At 43.0% G+C, this 16044-nt stretch carries 12 protein-coding genes; 10 read left to right on the top strand and 2 right to left on the bottom strand.

Annotated elements, in window-relative coordinates:
* Nucleotides 1-31: 31 nt before the first annotated feature.
* The gene (locus tag Q0890_RS07320; RefSeq protein ID WP_299219082.1) at nucleotides 32-1429 is read right to left on the bottom strand and encodes an efflux RND transporter periplasmic adaptor subunit; all 1398 of its coding nucleotides are present in this window, start codon (nucleotides 1427-1429) and stop codon (nucleotides 32-34) included.
* Between the two features lie 879 nt (nucleotides 1430-2308).
* On the bottom strand, nucleotides 2309-3334 hold the full coding sequence (locus tag Q0890_RS07325) for a polyprenyl synthetase family protein (RefSeq protein ID WP_299219084.1): 1026 nt from the start codon (nucleotides 3332-3334) through the stop codon (nucleotides 2309-2311).
* 436 nt (nucleotides 3335-3770) lie between these two features.
* On the opposite strand from Q0890_RS07325, the gene rplU reads away from it, so the two are divergent.
* From rplU to nuoH, 10 genes are all read left to right on the top strand, one after another.
* Complete coding sequence (rplU, locus tag Q0890_RS07330; protein ID WP_299219086.1) at nucleotides 3771-4082, top strand: 50S ribosomal protein L21; 312 nt, start codon at nucleotides 3771-3773, stop codon at nucleotides 4080-4082.
* Nucleotides 4083-4173: 91 nt separating this feature from the next.
* The gene (rpmA, locus tag Q0890_RS07335; RefSeq protein ID WP_068034744.1) at nucleotides 4174-4431 is read left to right on the top strand and encodes a 50S ribosomal protein L27; all 258 of its coding nucleotides are present in this window, start codon (nucleotides 4174-4176) and stop codon (nucleotides 4429-4431) included.
* Nucleotides 4432-4913: 482 nt separating this feature from the next.
* Nucleotides 4914-5606, top strand: a complete 693-nt coding sequence (gene lolA, locus Q0890_RS07340) for an outer membrane lipoprotein chaperone LolA (RefSeq protein ID WP_299219089.1) — start codon at nucleotides 4914-4916, stop codon at nucleotides 5604-5606.
* A gap of 872 nt (nucleotides 5607-6478) precedes the next feature.
* Nucleotides 6479-7102, top strand: a complete 624-nt coding sequence (ndhC, locus tag Q0890_RS07345) for an NADH-quinone oxidoreductase subunit A (RefSeq protein WP_299219091.1) — start codon at nucleotides 6479-6481, stop codon at nucleotides 7100-7102.
* Between the two features lie 65 nt (nucleotides 7103-7167).
* Nucleotides 7168-7836 carry an NADH-quinone oxidoreductase subunit B family protein gene (locus tag Q0890_RS07350; RefSeq protein WP_299219093.1) on the top strand — a complete coding sequence of 223 codons (669 nt, stop codon included), beginning with the start codon at nucleotides 7168-7170 and terminating at the stop codon, nucleotides 7834-7836.
* A 148-nt stretch (nucleotides 7837-7984) separates the two neighbouring features.
* A complete protein-coding gene (gene nuoC, locus Q0890_RS07355; protein ID WP_299219094.1) occupies nucleotides 7985-9760 on the top strand; it encodes an NADH-quinone oxidoreductase subunit C/D in 1776 nt (591 codons plus the stop codon).
* Between the two features lie 139 nt (nucleotides 9761-9899).
* Nucleotides 9900-10409, top strand: a complete 510-nt coding sequence (gene nuoE / locus Q0890_RS07360; RefSeq protein ID WP_299219096.1) for an NADH-quinone oxidoreductase subunit NuoE — start codon at nucleotides 9900-9902, stop codon at nucleotides 10407-10409.
* Nucleotides 10406-11830, top strand: coding sequence for an NADH-quinone oxidoreductase subunit NuoF (gene nuoF, locus Q0890_RS07365; RefSeq protein ID WP_299219098.1), 1425 nt, complete (start codon nucleotides 10406-10408; stop codon nucleotides 11828-11830). The genes nuoE and nuoF overlap by 4 nt, the downstream gene beginning before the upstream one ends.
* A 10-nt stretch (nucleotides 11831-11840) precedes the next feature.
* Nucleotides 11841-14978: an NADH-quinone oxidoreductase subunit NuoG gene (gene nuoG, locus Q0890_RS07370; RefSeq protein WP_299219100.1), complete on the top strand. Its 3138-nt coding sequence runs from the start codon at nucleotides 11841-11843 to the stop codon at nucleotides 14976-14978.
* A 52-nt stretch (nucleotides 14979-15030) separates the two neighbouring features.
* A complete protein-coding gene (gene nuoH, locus Q0890_RS07375; protein WP_299219841.1) occupies nucleotides 15031-16023 on the top strand; it encodes an NADH-quinone oxidoreductase subunit NuoH in 993 nt (330 codons plus the stop codon).
* Nucleotides 16024-16044 lie beyond the last annotated feature (21 nt).

The raw sequence follows: 16044 nt of genomic DNA on the forward strand, positions 1-16044 counted from the left end.
TATCCCTAAGTCTTCCTATCTTTGAATGGAATTAGTTAGTAGCGGCTTCTGTTGAGTCTTCATCAGCAGTGTTATTGTCAGATGATTTCTCATCCATCGTTTTTGCCGCCTGCTGTGGCGTTTGAGCGTTAGCAGTGTCTTGAGCTGATGGGGCTGAATTGGCACTCTCTAATGGTTTGACCACTACTTCCTGCTCAGGCTTGACCTTCGAGCCGCCAATCACAACCACTTTATCACCCGCTTTTAGACCGTCAGTGACAACCCATTGTCCATCGTAAGTACCATTAATAGTGACTGGACGTACTTGGATTTTGTTATCTTTATCAGCGATATAGACTTGCGTATCACCTTTAGGCGTACGCATGACCGCACTTTGTGGCACCAGTGCTGCATTAGTAATGACACTTTGGGTTAGACGTGCTGTCACATACATACCTGGTAGTAAGATATTATTGCTATTTGGGAAGATAGCTCGCAAAGTAACTGCACCTGTCGATTCATCAACTTTTGCTTCAGATAGTGCAAGCTTGCCACGTACTGGATAGACTGACCCATCTTCTAGTACCAACTCAACTGAGTTCATTCCTGGCTGTACTTTGCCTTCAGATATTTGTTGACGTAGCTTCAAAAGCTCAGAAGATGATTGACTGATGTCAACATAGATAGGATCTAAGCGTGAGATAGTTACCAATGGATCTTGTTGTCCTGCACTGACCAGCGTACCAGCGGTCACGCTAGAGCGATCCGTGCGACCAGTCAATGGCGCACGTACAATGGTACGATTAAGATCTAAGGTGCTGGCTTCTAGTCCAGCTTTTGCCGTTTGGATGCCAGCTTTGGCGCTCTCAATACCTGCCTGTGTCTGTCCAACTGCTGCCGCCGCGCTTTGTACGGCAGCTTGTGCTGTGCGCACTTGCGTTTGTGCTTGCTCATATTGCTGCTTAGAGATAGCATCTATATCGACCAATCCTTGTAAACGTTGTAGGTCGTTTTGAGCCTGAGCAAGTGATGCTTGACGGCTTGCTAGTTCAGCTTTGGCATTGGCATTGTTGGCCATTGATGTCTGATAGTTGGCTTGTGCTTGCTGCACCGCTGCTTGTCCACTAGTGACAGAAGAGGCATAGTTGTCAGTGTTTATACGATAAAGCGGTTGACCTTTTTTGACGTTACCGCCTTCACGGAATAGTACTTCGTCAATGACACCATTCACCTGTGGACGGACGTCGGCGGTTTGGTAAGCTGTGGTACGTCCAGAAAAAGTCTGTACTTGAGGTACAGTGTCGAAAGTGACAGTCTGGACGTTGACAACGGCTGGCGGCATCTGCTGCTGTGCGGCGGCATCTGCTGAGTCCTCGTTTTTGTCACAGCCAACCAGTACAGCTCCAGATAGTACAGATGCTATTACAAGCGCTAGAGTAGAGTGCTTCATCAATGTCCTCGTCAATAATATAGGTACGATATAGATAAATTTTAATAGTGCATCGTAACGTCACATGAATGTAGATGCTACGACTAGCAACTGTTTCTTTGAGCCATCATAATGACTAATATAGAGTAAATGTATAATGTAAACCTTACCGCATAAAAAGCTGAACCGACTTATATTCTATGTGGTCTTACATGATTTGTATCTTATAAATTAAATCATAACAGCATGCAGGCGAGGTTTTAGCACTAAGAACAACCAAACAATAAAAGTTGGTAAGTAAATTTAGTGTCGTATTATAAACTATAGGGTATACCCTATAGTCAAGCTAATAAAAACAGATCTTTTGCAAAGGAAAGTCACATTCCTTCTTATGAGCTGTACAAACGTTGAAGAGACAAGCATCACAAGAGATAATGCCTACTAAAACACAACATTATTGATAGCGTGGCATAGTGTTGCTTTTTTGTTATAGAAGTTATTTTTACATACATATATGAGATTTTGATTAAAAGATACGATGTAGGCAGTAAAAATGTAATTTTAGCAACACATAAAACGATTTTTAACCTTAGAAGATGCACGAAGCATTCATAGAAGGTTATTGATTGGGCATCGTCAAATTATCAAAACAATCTTTACATGATTATAATACGGCAAATATTTATGAAACTTAAAGAAAGGTAACGATGTCGCTCACCTATTATTTTTAAGAAGGTTAGTTTTTAGTTTGTTAGTTTCGAAAGCAATAGTCGTTAAAAAACTCTGTCTAAATAGCGCCCAAATCGCTACTTAGATAGAGTTTGGTCTGTTCAACTACTAAATAGTACTTAGAAATAGAGTTGCCTTTGTCAGTTGATAGTACAGATGACACAGAACTAACTATAGCAATCGCGCGCTGGCAAGCTCTGTGAGTTGATACAAGCCATGACGATAAGGGTTGTCAGGTAGCGTATTTAGTGCCTGCTGCGCTAAGGCTGTCTCTTCTAGCGCGCGTTTTTTACAGTAGTCTAACGCGCCTGAACTGCGAACCAATTCTATGAGCTGTTCTGCATTTGGCGTTTTGCCTGTCTGTACGGCAATACGCAATTGCTCATAACCTTCTGTATCGCTGTCTTTGAGTAGTTCAAGTGCTTTGATTGTGGGTAGAGTTGGCTTACCTTCTGCCAAATCATCACCAAGGTTTTTGCCCATCACTTCACTATCACCACTATAGTCGAGCACATCATCAATAATCTGAAACGCATTACCAAAGTGTTGTCCAAAGTCTGCTAATGCAGATAAATACTGTGTTTGCTCTTGCAGAATAGCGGCGCCTTGAGTCGCCATCATGAATAGCCGTGATGTTTTGCCGTCTATGATGTTAAGGTAGTCGGCTTCAGTAGCAGCAGGGTTGTGTTGATGCTGGAGCTGTAAAACCTCCCCTTCAGCAATATCACAGGTACCATCTGAAAATAGCTGCAATAACGGTAAACTCTGAAAACTTACTAGTAAATTAAAGGCACGGGCAATGAGATAGTCTCCAACCAAAACGGCTGTCGCATTGTCCCATGTGGCATTGGCTGTCGGTTTGCCTCGGCGCTGTCCTGACTCATCAATCACATCGTCATGTACCAAAGTTGCCGTATGCAGCATCTCAGTAATGGCTGCTAAATGCATCGCTTCGCGTGATGGCTCATCATTAAGCATACGCGCACATAACAGGGTAATTAATGGACGCATACGTTTGCCACCTGCATTGATCACATGCTGGGAGACGCTCATAACAAGTTGTACTTTTGAATTAAGACTGCCAAAAACCTGTTTATCCATGATCTCAAAGTCATCAGCAACGATACTTTGGATATCAGCATAACTTGGCGCAGATAAAGAGGTGGTTAAGGTGTTCGATAAAGAGGTGGTCGTCATAGTAAATAGTCATATTAATAGAAGATAGAAAAAATCGTTTGATAGCCGTCTCTTATAACACTATCAGCGTGCTTATAGTAACATAGCTACATTATCAAATCGGTAGTTAAAGTAAAGCGGGTGTTAATAGTGCATTGTAAGTTACTGATTGTATAAGTTATAATAACGATACTTAAGCTTAAACTAATCGTTGGCATAATTGTTAATGCGGTTTGTTTTGTAAAATTTTTACTTACATAAATTGGTCAGCTCATTGTCAAAATACGCAGTATCAAGACCTTGAGTAAATATCACCAACTTTCAAAAACAAGATAGGTGACTTGCTTTTATGAGCAAAAAGCCGTAAAATCTTGCCTTTAATTTTTCCCTGTCGTGTTCGTCGTCGAAGCGTTGGTATGATATCAGCCACGGCACACGGGTTAAACGGAGTCAGACAATGTACGCAGTAATCAAAAGTGGTGGTAAACAGCATCGTGTAGTCGTCGATGAGCTTTTAAGAGTTGAGTTGTTAAAAGCAGAAAAAGGCGAGACGATTAAGTTTGAAGACGTGTTGATGGTTGTAGATGGTGATAACGTCAAAATCGGTCAGCCTGTTGTAGATGGTGCAAGCGTAGAAGTTGAAGTGGTTGAGCACGGTCGCGGTGACAAAATCCGTATTATCAAGCACAACCGTCGTAAGCATTATCATAAAGAGCAAGGTCACCGCCAATGGTACACCTTGTTAAAAATCAAAGCGATTAACGCGTAGTTATCAGTTTAGCTATTGATGCTAAATAGCGTACTAACTGCTTAAGATGTATCGCAATAGCGATAAACTATATTAACAAGGAGATTTTCTCATGGCACATAAAAAAGCTGCCGGTTCGAGCCGTAACGGTCGTGATTCAAACCCAAAAATGCTCGGCGTAAAAATCTTTGGTGGCCAAGCTATTACTGCTGGTAACATCATTGTACGTCAACGTGGTACAGAGTTCCACGCAGGCGAAGGCGTTGGCATGGGTCGTGACCATACTTTGTTTGCACTAAATGACGGTGTGGTAAAGTTTGCGACTAAAGGTAAATTTAACCGTCGCTATGTAATGGTTGAAGGCGAGTAACTATCGCTTTTAAACACAAGCTACTTTATTGTTTGTAAATAACGCAGTTTGTTACATACAAAAGCTCCTATTACTGATTGGTAATAGGAGCTTTTTTGTGCTTATTTTTATTTTTAATTAACAGAATAAAGTAATGAAAAGGTAGAGTAATGTAACTACTGCCGTTACAAGCGCGTATGGCAGGCGTAGTATTGATTGCAATTGAAGACTAGGCGTGTAATAAAAAAACTGGCACACTGTGCTCATTGGTTATTAGTGCTATTTTGTTGAGAGTTGAAGCGATATTAAACAAACAAGCAGCTGATAACTGACGGTTAGATCACTACCAAATATTGCTATAATTGTATACTTACGATATTCATAGGCTTATTGCGATAACTCACACTGCACATGATCTTGTGCAATAGATGAACACAACAAAAACGCGATGATCTAACTTTTATATTCATTGATATTTTATTTTTATTACGAGAGGAAAAATCATGACTTTATCTACTAAAGTAAAATCTACTACAGCAAAACAAAAAATGATGAGCGGTGCATTGACTGGTGTATTAATGACTACGTTAGGTGTTGCAGCCCCAATGGTAGCATTGACTCAGTCTGCCACAGCGGCCCCTGCTGACAATTTGGTCGCAGCCAAACGCTTAAACAAGCTGTTAACCAATACTAAAAGCATGACTGCCAACTTTACTCAAACGACTAAAGGCGCAACCAATGGTACGTTTAAAGGTTCGATGAGTGTTCAACGTCCAAATAACTTTCGCTGGGAAACCAAGTCACCATCAGAACAGTTGATTGTTGCAAATGGTAACTCAATGTGGATCTATGATAAAGACTTGGAGCAAGCAACCAAGCAAGGTGTAGATAGTCAAGTAGGCAATACGCCAGCATTATTGTTGTCAGGCGATCCAAGTAAAATTGATAAAAACTTTAAAGTGACCCAACCGTACGAAAACAAAAATTACTACGTGTTATATCCTAAAACCGGTGATGCTAGCTTTAAAAATTTATCGGTAAGCTTTAGTGGTGGTAAACCGGTTATGATGGTATTAAATGACACACTTGGACAAACCACATCGATTAAGTTTAATGGCATCAAGCTTAACCCAAGTGTCAGCAGCAGTCAGTTTAACTTTACCCCGCCAAAAGGGGTAGATGTCATCAACCAATAATCAATTGATGCAAGACGATAGTATTGATTGATTTATCATTTTATCATTGATAAAGAGGTAGTCCATTATTTGGATCTACCTCTTTTTTATTGACTAAAAACCCTATAGCAACACCACACATAGCAATGTTTATTTAAAGTAACACTATGGGCAGGTTGCAATTGGATATATTTGGTTTACAATACTCGCAGTCTTGCCACGCATGTCAAATACTCTGCTATATAGTGCTATTATATTTAAATATATCAGTTGTGTTTTTTGATACTTAATTACATTATTCAGTATTTTTATCGCTAATATTGGACTGTCAACCAAAGGATCTGACCTGTTATAGTTTTAGTAGTGGATAGCACATTTTGTTTTATGAAATACATATTTTGTAGCATATAAAATGACTATATAATACTGTTAAAAACTGGCTTTTAATGGGTGATATGCGTATAGTGAGCAAACAGTTTATGCCAGTTGTCATACCATTGTTGATTACGCGTAATGAGTTATTAAATCAATTAAATGTCTAAATATGATATTGATTTAATAAATTTATCTTGCGTCTTTACTAGATGGATTTGATGACCAGCCTTTATCTAGATATGCTACAGTTTTTGTCTGATAGCATGACTAAAGACTATCAGTGTCTCTGTTCTGAGTGTCAACATCGAAGATCGGTAGATTGCTTTACTGTTTTTAGTACTTAGATAAATCTACGGTTGGTATCGTCTTATACCGTCGTCAATAATCTTGATAATTGGTTGTTACCAGCACAGTCTTTGTGTTTTCGTCTGCGTCAGGTAATGCTATGCTATTATTCTTTGTAGAACAATGGTTTGCGTTATTTATGACACTAGATTGGGTGAGGAGCACGTATTATCATGTCTGCTTTTAATTGGTCAGCAGTCGCCTTTATTCTAGCCGCTATAGGACTAGTCGTTTTTATGCTGGTCGTGCCGCGTTTACTTGGCGGTCGCTCTCAGGGTTTACAAAAAGAAGAAGTGTTTGAAGCGGGCGTTGTCGGATCTGGCAATGCCCGTATTCGTTTGTCTGCCCAATTCTATTTGGTGGCTATCTTCTTTGTTATCTTTGATTTAGAGGCATTGTATTTGTATGCTTATGCGGTCTCAGTTCGTGAAGCCAGTTGGCTTGGGTTTGCGGCGGCAGCTGTGTTTATTGGTATTTTAATCATCGGTTTGGTATACGAGCTGAGTTTGGGTGCGATGAATTGGGCACCTGCCGATAGACGCCGTAAAAAAGAGCGTCTTTACGCTGCACCAGCAGGCTTTAATCTTGCTGATATTACCAAGTTCAATGGTACTCATGAGCTGATGGTAGACCCTACCGGTAAAATACCTGCGCAATCTTCAGGACAAGTCAATGTTTCAAACAACATTGAAACCAATCGTCGCCATCTACAAAGCATAGACCATATCAATACTACAGGTAATATTACGTCTGTAGATTTTGCAGCAGCTGCTCAGCAAGAGAAAAATAAACGTTAACTGTTTATAGCAATAGTGATGGTAAGTTGATTAGCCAGCTTTGCTTAATATAAAGGTTGTATGTTATGAAATACACATTAACAAAAGCCAACCCTGATGCAGATACCTATCCTGCACAGTCTCGCCAAACGGTCAATGACCCTATCGAAGATGAAGTCAATAAAAATGTCTTTATGGGTCGCCTAGAAGATCTGGTTCATTCAACAGCAAACTGGGGGCGTAAGCACTCATTATGGCCATTTAACTTTGGTACTTCTTGCTGTTATGTCGAATATGCAACAACACTTACTGCGGTTCATGATCTATCACGCTTCGGCGCAGAGGTTATTCGTGCCTCGCCTCGACAAGCAGATGTGATGATCGTTGCAGGTACTTGTTTTATTAAGATGGCACCCGTCATTCAACGTCTCTACGAGCAGATGCTTGAACCAAAATGGGTTATTTCAATGGGAGCATGTGCCAACTCTGGCGGTATGTATGATATCTATTCAGTAGTACAAGGTGTCGATAAAATTATCCCTGTTGATGTTTATGTTCCAGGTTGCCCGCCGCGTCCAGAGGCATTGATACAAGGTCTTATGCTATTGCAAGAGTCTATTACTCATGAGCGGCGTCCGCTAGGGGTTCACGTTAATGATCAGGGTATCTATCAGCCACAAATGACCCCTGAACGCGACCGTAAACAGGCCGATCGCATCGCTGTAAAAAACTTGCGTAGTCCAGATAGTATTTAGTACTGCTTATATTTAGCCAGCTTTTATAGCATGTATTGGTTTGGTCGGTCGTAAATAACTCGTAAAAATGCGAAGTGCGCATACGCTTATCATAGTTTGATTATGATTAACATCGTTTAGTTATGATTAATGAAGGAATGTATCATTCATGGTCACGGTAGTCGAAAACAAAGATTCTAAGATAAAGCCTGTACCCGCAGTTATTAGAGAGCTGGGGCACAATTATGCAGGTAAGTTTGTCGTGCAGCAGACTGTTGATGATATTCCAACGGTTTGGGTGGCGCGTGCCGATTTGCTTGATGTACTTTTATTCTTACGTAAATTGCCAAAGCCTTATGTCATGTTATTTGACTTATCAGCGATAGATGAGCGTCTACGTCAGCATCGGGCGGGATTACCTGATAGTGACTTTACCGTATTTTATCATCTCATGTCGCTTGAACGTAATAGTGACATACGTATTAAGGTTGCTCTGAGCGAAGAGGATTTAAGTTTACCGAGCGCCACTAATATTTGGCCGAATGCCAACTGGTATGAGCGCGAAGTGTGGGATATGTTTGGCATTGTTTTTAGTGGTCATCCACATCTGACTCGTATCTTGTTGCCTAAATACTGGGAAGGCCATCCACTGCGTAAAGAGTACCATGCACGTGCGACCGAATTTACGCCGTACTTCTTAAACACTGCCAAACAGCAGTATGAACAAGAAAACCTGCGTTTTGTACCAGAAGAATGGGGCATGAAACGCTCAGGGCGTGATGAAGACTTTATGTTCCTAAATATCGGTCCCAATCATCCCTCTGCTCACGGTGCGTTCAGACTTGTATTGCAGCTCGATGGTGAAGAGGTGGTCGATTGTATTCCTGATATCGGTTATCACCACCGCGGCGCTGAAAAGATGGCAGAGCGCCAAACGTGGCATTCATTTATCCCTTACACCGATCGTATTGATTATCTTGGTGGGGTGATGAATGAGTTACCGTACATTATGTCGGTTGAAAAGCTTGCGGGTATTACTGTACCAGATCGGGCGCAGACTATTCGCGTGATGATGAGTGAGTTTTTTCGCATTACTAATAATCTGCTGTTTGTCGGTACTTTTATTCAGGATGCAGGCGGTATGACCCCTGTGTTTTATATGTTTACTGATCGCCAAAAAGCGTATGACGTCATCGAAGCAGTAACGGGCTATCGTATGCATCCAGCGTGGTTCCGTATCGGAGGTACAGCTGCCGATCTACCGCGCGGCTGGCAACGTCTGGTTCGTGAGTTTTTAGATTGGATGCCAAAGCGTCTGGACGAATATGTCAAAGCAGCCCTACAAAACAGTGTACTAAAAGGTCGAACGCAAGGCGTTGCGCAGTATAACGCCAAGCAAGCATTGGCTTGGGGCGTTACTGGGGCTGGTCTCCGTGCGACAGGTGTAGACTTTGACCTACGAAAAGCGCGTCCTTATATGGGTTATGAGAACTTTGATTTTGAAGTACCTATTGGTTACAACGGCGATGCTTATGACCGTTGTATGATCAAAGTCGAAGAGATGCGGCAGTCGTTACGTATTATTCGTCAGTGTATGGATCATATGCCGCAAGGGCCTTATAAAGCTGATCATCCACTGGCCGTACCACCGCCAAAAGACCGTACATTGAATGATATTGAAACACTGATTAATCACTTTATATCGGTATCTTGGGGTCCTGTGATGCCGGCGGGTGAGTGTACAACGATAGTGGAGGCTACCAAAGGTCTGAACAGTTATTACATAACGTCTGACAAAGCAACAATGAGCTATCGAACCCGTATTCGTACCCCAACATTTGCCCATTTACAGCAAATGCCTTCTGTGATCAACGGCTCACTGGTATCTGATGCCATTATGTATCTGGCATCAATTGACATTGTAATGGCAGATTGCGATCGCTAAATATTGAGAAAGTTAAATTAATCAATGCGTTATTGCCAAGTGGTATGCTAAGTTTGGTAACGTCTTAAAATAACGCCAATCGCAGTAAAATATCCTTGTAGTGTGGTAAAGCGTGATGATTAAGGAAAGATAGAAGACTATGAAAATTGTTTCCGACAAAATGCCAAAAGTAGACGTGGCAAGCATTCTCACTACCGAGGAGATTGCAGCGATACATGAATTTATGCACCATTACCCACATGCTCGCGCAGCCTCACTAGACGCATTGAAGATCGTACAAAAGCGTAACGGTTGGGTAGATGACGCGCAAGTAAATGCAATCGCCAATATTCTAGACATACCAGTGACAGATATGGATGGGGTTGCCACTTTCTTTAATCGTATTTATCGTCAGCCTGTTGGTCGCCATGTCATCTTAATTTGTGATTCTGTTGCCTGCTACTTAACTGGCTATGAAGCGCTATCAGCTGAACTTAGATTACAGCTTGGTATCGAATATGGACAGACCACACCCGATGGCCGTTTTACTTTACTACCAATCTGTTGTTTGGGTAATTGCGATAAAGGGCCAGCTGTACTGATTGATGAAGACACTTATGGTCCTATTCAGCCCTCCGAGGTCGCACAGTTATTGGAGCTATACGCATGAGATTAACACTGTCAGAGCAGATCGCTCGCCGTCGTCAAGGCAAAGCACCAAGCCAGCTTAATGATCAGCGTGTGCCAATTTATGGTGACAAAGCCACAGCCAATAGCAAAACTAAGCCGCTGACATGGCGCTTAGCTCATCACGATGCCGTATTAGATTTGACGACGTATCAGTCTTTAGAAGGCTTTACTGGCCTAAAACAAGCTTTAGACAAAGACCCTAAAGCTGTTGAAGATATGATTAAGGCGGCCAATGTTAGAGGCCGCGGCGGTGCAGGTTTTAATGCTGGCCTAAAATGGTCATTTATGTCACCGCCAGATGGTTTGCCGCGCTATCTTATCTGTAATGCTGATGAGATGGAGCCAGGTACCTTCAAAGACCGCTTGTTAATGGAACGTCTGCCATTTCAGCTTATCGAAGGCATGCTTATCACTGCGCACGCTATTGGCGCAACCGACGGCTATATCTTTATCCGCGGTGAGTATATTTTGGCAGCTGAGCGTTTGGTTGCAGCTATTGAAGAGTGTTTAGCCAATAACCTGATGGGCGACAACATCTTAGGCTCAGATTTTAGTTTTCATTTACATGTGCACACAGGCGCTGGACGCTATATCTGCGGTGAAGAAACCGCGCTTATCAATTGTTTAGAAGGCCGCCGAGCCAATCCACGTACCAAGCCGCCTTTTCCGCAAATCTCTGGCGCGTGGGGTAGACCAACAGTGGTCAATAACGTCGAGACGTTAAGTAATATGCCAGCTATTTTAAACCATGGCGTAGACTGGTATCAGTCGTTGTCTGAAATTAAAGGCAAAAGTAAAACCCCTGGTACAAAAATATTTGGCTGCTCAGGCTTGGTCAACGATCCAGGCTTATGGGAGCTACCATTTGGGTATACCGCTCGTGAGATTATCGAAGATTTGGCTGGTGGTATGATCGAGGGCAAAACCCTAAAAGCTTGGTTGCCAGGTGGGGCATCGACTGACTTTTTAACGGCTGATCACTTAGATGTGGTAGTAGATTTTGACACCATTCAAGAAGCCGGTAGCCGCATGGGTACTGGACTGATCATGGTGGTCGATGAAGCACAAGATATGGTGCCACTGCTGCGTAACCTTGAGATTTTCTTTCAGCGCGAATCTTGCGGCTGGTGTACGCCATGTCGTGATGGTCTGCCATGGGGCGTTAAGCTACTCACTGCTATCAACGATGGTGAAGGACAGGTGGGCGATGTGGAAAAACTAGAGGGCTTAACACGTGACTTATGGATTGGTAAAACTTTCTGTGCCCATGCGCCAGGTGCGATGGAACCACTGATGAGTGCGATTAAATATTTCCGACCTGAGTTTGATCAAAAAATCGCACAGGCGGTTGGTGTAGATGTTATTGAAGCAGCAGCTCATCAACAGCCAGTAGTGAAATAAGGAGAACGGCATGGCAGTCATACATATTGATGGGACCACTGTCGAAGTAGATAGCAGCGACAACTTGCTACAAGCCTGCTTGTCACTCGGCATTGATGTGCCATACTTTTGTTATCATCCAGCCTTAGGTTCAGTGGGCTCATGTCGTCAGTGCGCTGTCAAACAGTATCAAAATAAAGAAGATATGGAGGCAGGTAAAGGTCGTCTTGTGATGTCGTGTATGGTTGCGCCATGCGATGATATGTACATTTCAGTCACTGACGAAGAGGCCAAAGCGTTTCGTAAGTCGATGGTTGAGCTACTCATGACCAATCACCCGCACGACTGCCCAACTTGTGAGGAAGGCGGGCATTGTCATTTGCAAGATATGACTTATATGTCAGGTCATAACAGTCGTCGCTATCGCTTTACCAAACGCACGCATCATAACCAAGAGCTTGGGCCGTTCATTGCGCATGAAATGAACCGCTGTATCGCGTGCTATCGCTGTGTACGCTTTTATAAAGACTACGCTGGCGGCGAAGATTTGGGCGTCTATGGCTCAAACAACCGCGTTTACTTTGGCCGTGATAAAGATGGTCAGTTCGAAAGTGAGTTTTCAGGTAACTTAACCGAAGTTTGTCCCACTGGTGTATTTACCGATAAAACCCATTCTGAGCGCTATAACCGTAAATGGGACATGCAGTATGCGCCAAGTATCTGTCATGGCTGCTCAGCTGGCTGTAATATCTCACCAGGTGAGCGCTATGGCGAGCTACGCCGTATCGAAAACCGCTATAACGGTGAAGTAAACCGTTACTTCTTATGTGATCGCGGTCGCTTTGGTTATGGTTATGTCAACCGTTCTGATCGCCCAACCCAAGCGCTTGAGCGTATCAATGACAAACACGTCAAAATCAATATTGACTATGCCTTAGATGAGACCATCAAGCGCGTTAAAGACAAAAAAGTCATTGGTATTGGCTCACCACGTGCCAGTTTGGAGACCAACTTTGCTCTAAAAAACTTAGTAGGTTTCGATAACTTCTCGACGGGTCTCAATCATCAACAACAAGCACTGATTAATAAATGTATCGAAGTACTCAGTACTGAAGGTATCTACAACCCGAGTCTGACGGAAGTTGAAAGTCATGACGCGGTATTGGTTTTGGGTGAGGATATCACTCAAACTTCATCGCGCGTCGCATTATCAGTACGTCAAGCGGCAAAAAACGAAGGTCTAAAGATGGCCGCAGCACTCAAAACACAGGCTTGGCTTGCTGAACCTGTTAAGCGTATTGCGCAAGGGGCACTAAGCCCAGTTTATGTCATTGATGTAACCCAAACCAAGCTTGAAGATATCAGTAAAGTTAGTGTGGTGGCAACGCCAGAGGATATTATCAAACTTGGCTTTAAAGTTGCCGATGAGATCGCTAACTTTGCAGATGATTTAAAACAAATTCAAGATCCACAAGCGACTGAGCAACAAGATACAGATGTCAGTGCTGATACTGACGGTATGCAGGCACTGGCTCAGCAGATTGCCTATGATTTGATTCAAGCAGAAAAGCCACTAGTCGTTTCAGGTAGCAGCTTGTCATCGACTGCGCTGATAGAAGCAGCGGCACAGATTACTCAGGTACTCACGCAAAAACGAGTGGCTATCAAAGCAACCGAGCAACAACAAGTTGAAGCACATAACGCTAAGGTTACCGCCGCTCAGGCACAGGCAGCGGACGATCAGCCTGAAGAAGATAAAGAGCTCAAAGCCAAACCAGAAAAACCGAATACTGGTACTGATAAAGACGCACAAGATGATATTAAGCGTGAGCCTGCTGACAGCGATGAGCTAAGAGAAAATAGTCTTGAGCTAAAAGAGACAAATGACAGTTATCATGCACAAGCCGGTATTTATTTAGCGGTTCCAGACGCTAATAGTATGGGTGTTTGCCTACTTGGCGGTCAATCTACAGAAGAAATATTGGCCACTGATTTTGATGTTGTTATCGTTGCCGAAAATCAGCTGACTGATGCGATCGATGCCAACAAACTAACACAGTTGCTCGCTGACAAGACAGTTATTGCTTTAGATCATCAGCTGCTTGACTGGCATAAAGATGTCGATATTGTATTGCCAGCGGCAAGCTTTGCTGAAGCGGATGGTACTTTGGTGTCAAGCGAGGGCCGGGCTCAGCGCTTTTTCCAAGTTTACGATAATAACTACTACCATCCGATGAGCAGTATTAAAGAAGGCTGGCGCTGGTTGCATGCGGTCCATAGCAGCTTGGAAGGTCGAGATGTTGACTGGACACAGCTAGATGATGTAATTAACGCCCTAGTAGCGACTCATCCTAAGCTTGTGGGTATTAAGGACGCAGCACCTAATGCTGATTATCGTATCACGGGTCTTAAGATTGCTCGTCAGCCGCGTCGTTACTCTGGTCGCACTGCAATGCGTGCACCAATATCTGTGCATGAACCAATGCAGCCAAAAGACTGGGATACCAGCTTAACTTTTTCGATGGAAGGTTATAGCGGCAAACAAACCCCAAGCTCGATGATTCCTTTTGCTCATGCGCCAGGTTGGAATTCTCCGCAAGCATGGAACAAATACCAAGATAAAGTGGGCGGTCATCTCAAAAATGGTGATCCAGGTGTGCGCTTATTTGATATGTTAGAGCGTCTACCGACACGTCAATATATTGCATCAGAAGCAAGTTCGACCACAACGACAGATATAGTGCAAGGCCAAGCCAAATTGGTACCTATTTATAATATCTACGCCAGTTCGATGATGGCATCACGAAGTCCAATCGTTGCAGAGCAATTACCTGTAGCAGCATGGCGTATCAGTGTTGACGATGCCAAAGATTGGAATATCGCGACTGGTGATTACCTAGCTATCGAGATCGATAAGCAACAAATTACCTTGCCCGTTCAGCTTGTTGGTTATTTAGCAGAAGGCTGTATCGGCTATCCAGTCGGACAAGTAAACATTATCCATCCATCAATGCCAGCTTCGGTACAAAAAGTAGATGCGCCAGTAACGATGGTAGGTAATATGGCTGATGATAATTCTTTGATACGTAACAGCGAGACTGGTAATGGTCTTGATGATAATCGCTCAACTCAAACAACGATAGCTCCGACCACTACACAGGAGATGTAATATGCAAGTGACCCGTATTATTCCTGATGTACCAAATTTTTTGGCTGACAGTATGACCTTTGATACTTGGTCTACTCTGTTTTTGGTTGGGCAGTCTTTGATGATTTTTTTGGTCGTCGTTTTGGTAGCCGCAATTATGATTGTCTACGAGCGTCGTATGTTAGCGCTGTGGCAAGATCGTTACGGCCCCAACCGTGTCGGGCCTTTTGGCTCTTTGCAGCTGGTCGCTGATATGCTCAAAATCTTCTTTAAAGAAGATTGGATACCAAAATTTACTGATAAGTTTATGTTTACCTTGGCGCCTGCGGTCGCTATGTTTACTGCATTGGCCTCATTTGCCATTATCCCGGTCTCGCCAACGCTTGGTGTTGCTGATTGGGATATTGGCATTTTGTTTTTCTTTGCCATGGCAGGTATCGCTGTCTACGCGGTGATGTTCGGTGGTTGGGCCTCTGCTAACAAGTTCTCACTGCTTGGTGGCCTGCGTTCAGCAGCACAAACCATCAGTTATGAGGTGTTTTTAGGCTTGTCTTTGATGGGCGTAGTGGCCCTAACTGGCTCATTTAACCTACGTGAAATTGTCGAATCGCAAATTGACGGCTGGTATATCATTCCACAGTTTTTCGGCTTTTTGACCTTTGTGGTCGCTGGAGTGGCGGTAACGCATAGACATCCATTTGATCAGCCAGAAGCCGAGCAAGAGCTCGCCGAAGGTTACCATGTCGAATACTCTGGTATGAAGTTTGGTATGTTCTTTATCGGTGAATATGTCAATGTGGTACTCATTTCGGCGCTAATGACTTGTTTGTTCTTTGGTGGCTGGCTTGCACCTTTTAATTTAGATATTCCATTTGTCCCGCCAGCTTTTTGGTTCATGATAAAAACGCTATTTTTTATGACCCTATTTGTTTTGGCTCGAGGCTCACTTATGCGTCCGCGTTATGATCAGGTGATGAATTTTGGCTGGAAAGTCTGTCTGCCAGTTACTTTGATTAATTTGCTGATTACTGCTGCTGTTATATTGATGTTTTCTCCGGCATTGTAATTTTGGTAAAGATTTAAAGTA

Origin of the sequence: uncultured Psychrobacter sp. (assembly GCF_947488565.1) — a bacterium.
Taxonomy (GTDB): domain Bacteria; phylum Pseudomonadota; class Gammaproteobacteria; order Pseudomonadales; family Moraxellaceae; genus Psychrobacter; species Psychrobacter saeujeotis.

Bases quoted from the DNA above. Each gene is read 5' to 3' on its own strand.
- Q0890_RS07320 (WP_299219082.1), bottom strand. From the start codon at position 1,429: ATGAAGCACTCTACTCTAGCGCTTGTAATAGCATCTGTACTATCTGGA.
- Q0890_RS07325 (WP_299219084.1), bottom strand. From the start codon at position 3,334: ATGACGACCACCTCTTTATCGAACACCTTAACCACCTCTTTATCTGCG.
- rplU (WP_299219086.1), top strand. From the start codon at position 3,771: ATGTACGCAGTAATCAAAAGTGGTGGTAAACAGCATCGTGTAGTCGTC.
- rpmA (WP_068034744.1), top strand. From the start codon at position 4,174: ATGGCACATAAAAAAGCTGCCGGTTCGAGCCGTAACGGTCGTGATTCA.
- lolA (WP_299219089.1), top strand. From the start codon at position 4,914: ATGACTTTATCTACTAAAGTAAAATCTACTACAGCAAAACAAAAAATG.
- ndhC (WP_299219091.1), top strand. From the start codon at position 6,479: ATGTCTGCTTTTAATTGGTCAGCAGTCGCCTTTATTCTAGCCGCTATA.
- Q0890_RS07350 (WP_299219093.1), top strand. From the start codon at position 7,168: ATGAAATACACATTAACAAAAGCCAACCCTGATGCAGATACCTATCCT.
- nuoC (WP_299219094.1), top strand. From the start codon at position 7,985: ATGGTCACGGTAGTCGAAAACAAAGATTCTAAGATAAAGCCTGTACCC.
- nuoE (WP_299219096.1), top strand. From the start codon at position 9,900: ATGAAAATTGTTTCCGACAAAATGCCAAAAGTAGACGTGGCAAGCATT.
- nuoF (WP_299219098.1), top strand. From the start codon at position 10,406: ATGAGATTAACACTGTCAGAGCAGATCGCTCGCCGTCGTCAAGGCAAA.
- nuoG (WP_299219100.1), top strand. From the start codon at position 11,841: ATGGCAGTCATACATATTGATGGGACCACTGTCGAAGTAGATAGCAGC.
- nuoH (WP_299219841.1), top strand. From the start codon at position 15,031: ATGACCTTTGATACTTGGTCTACTCTGTTTTTGGTTGGGCAGTCTTTG.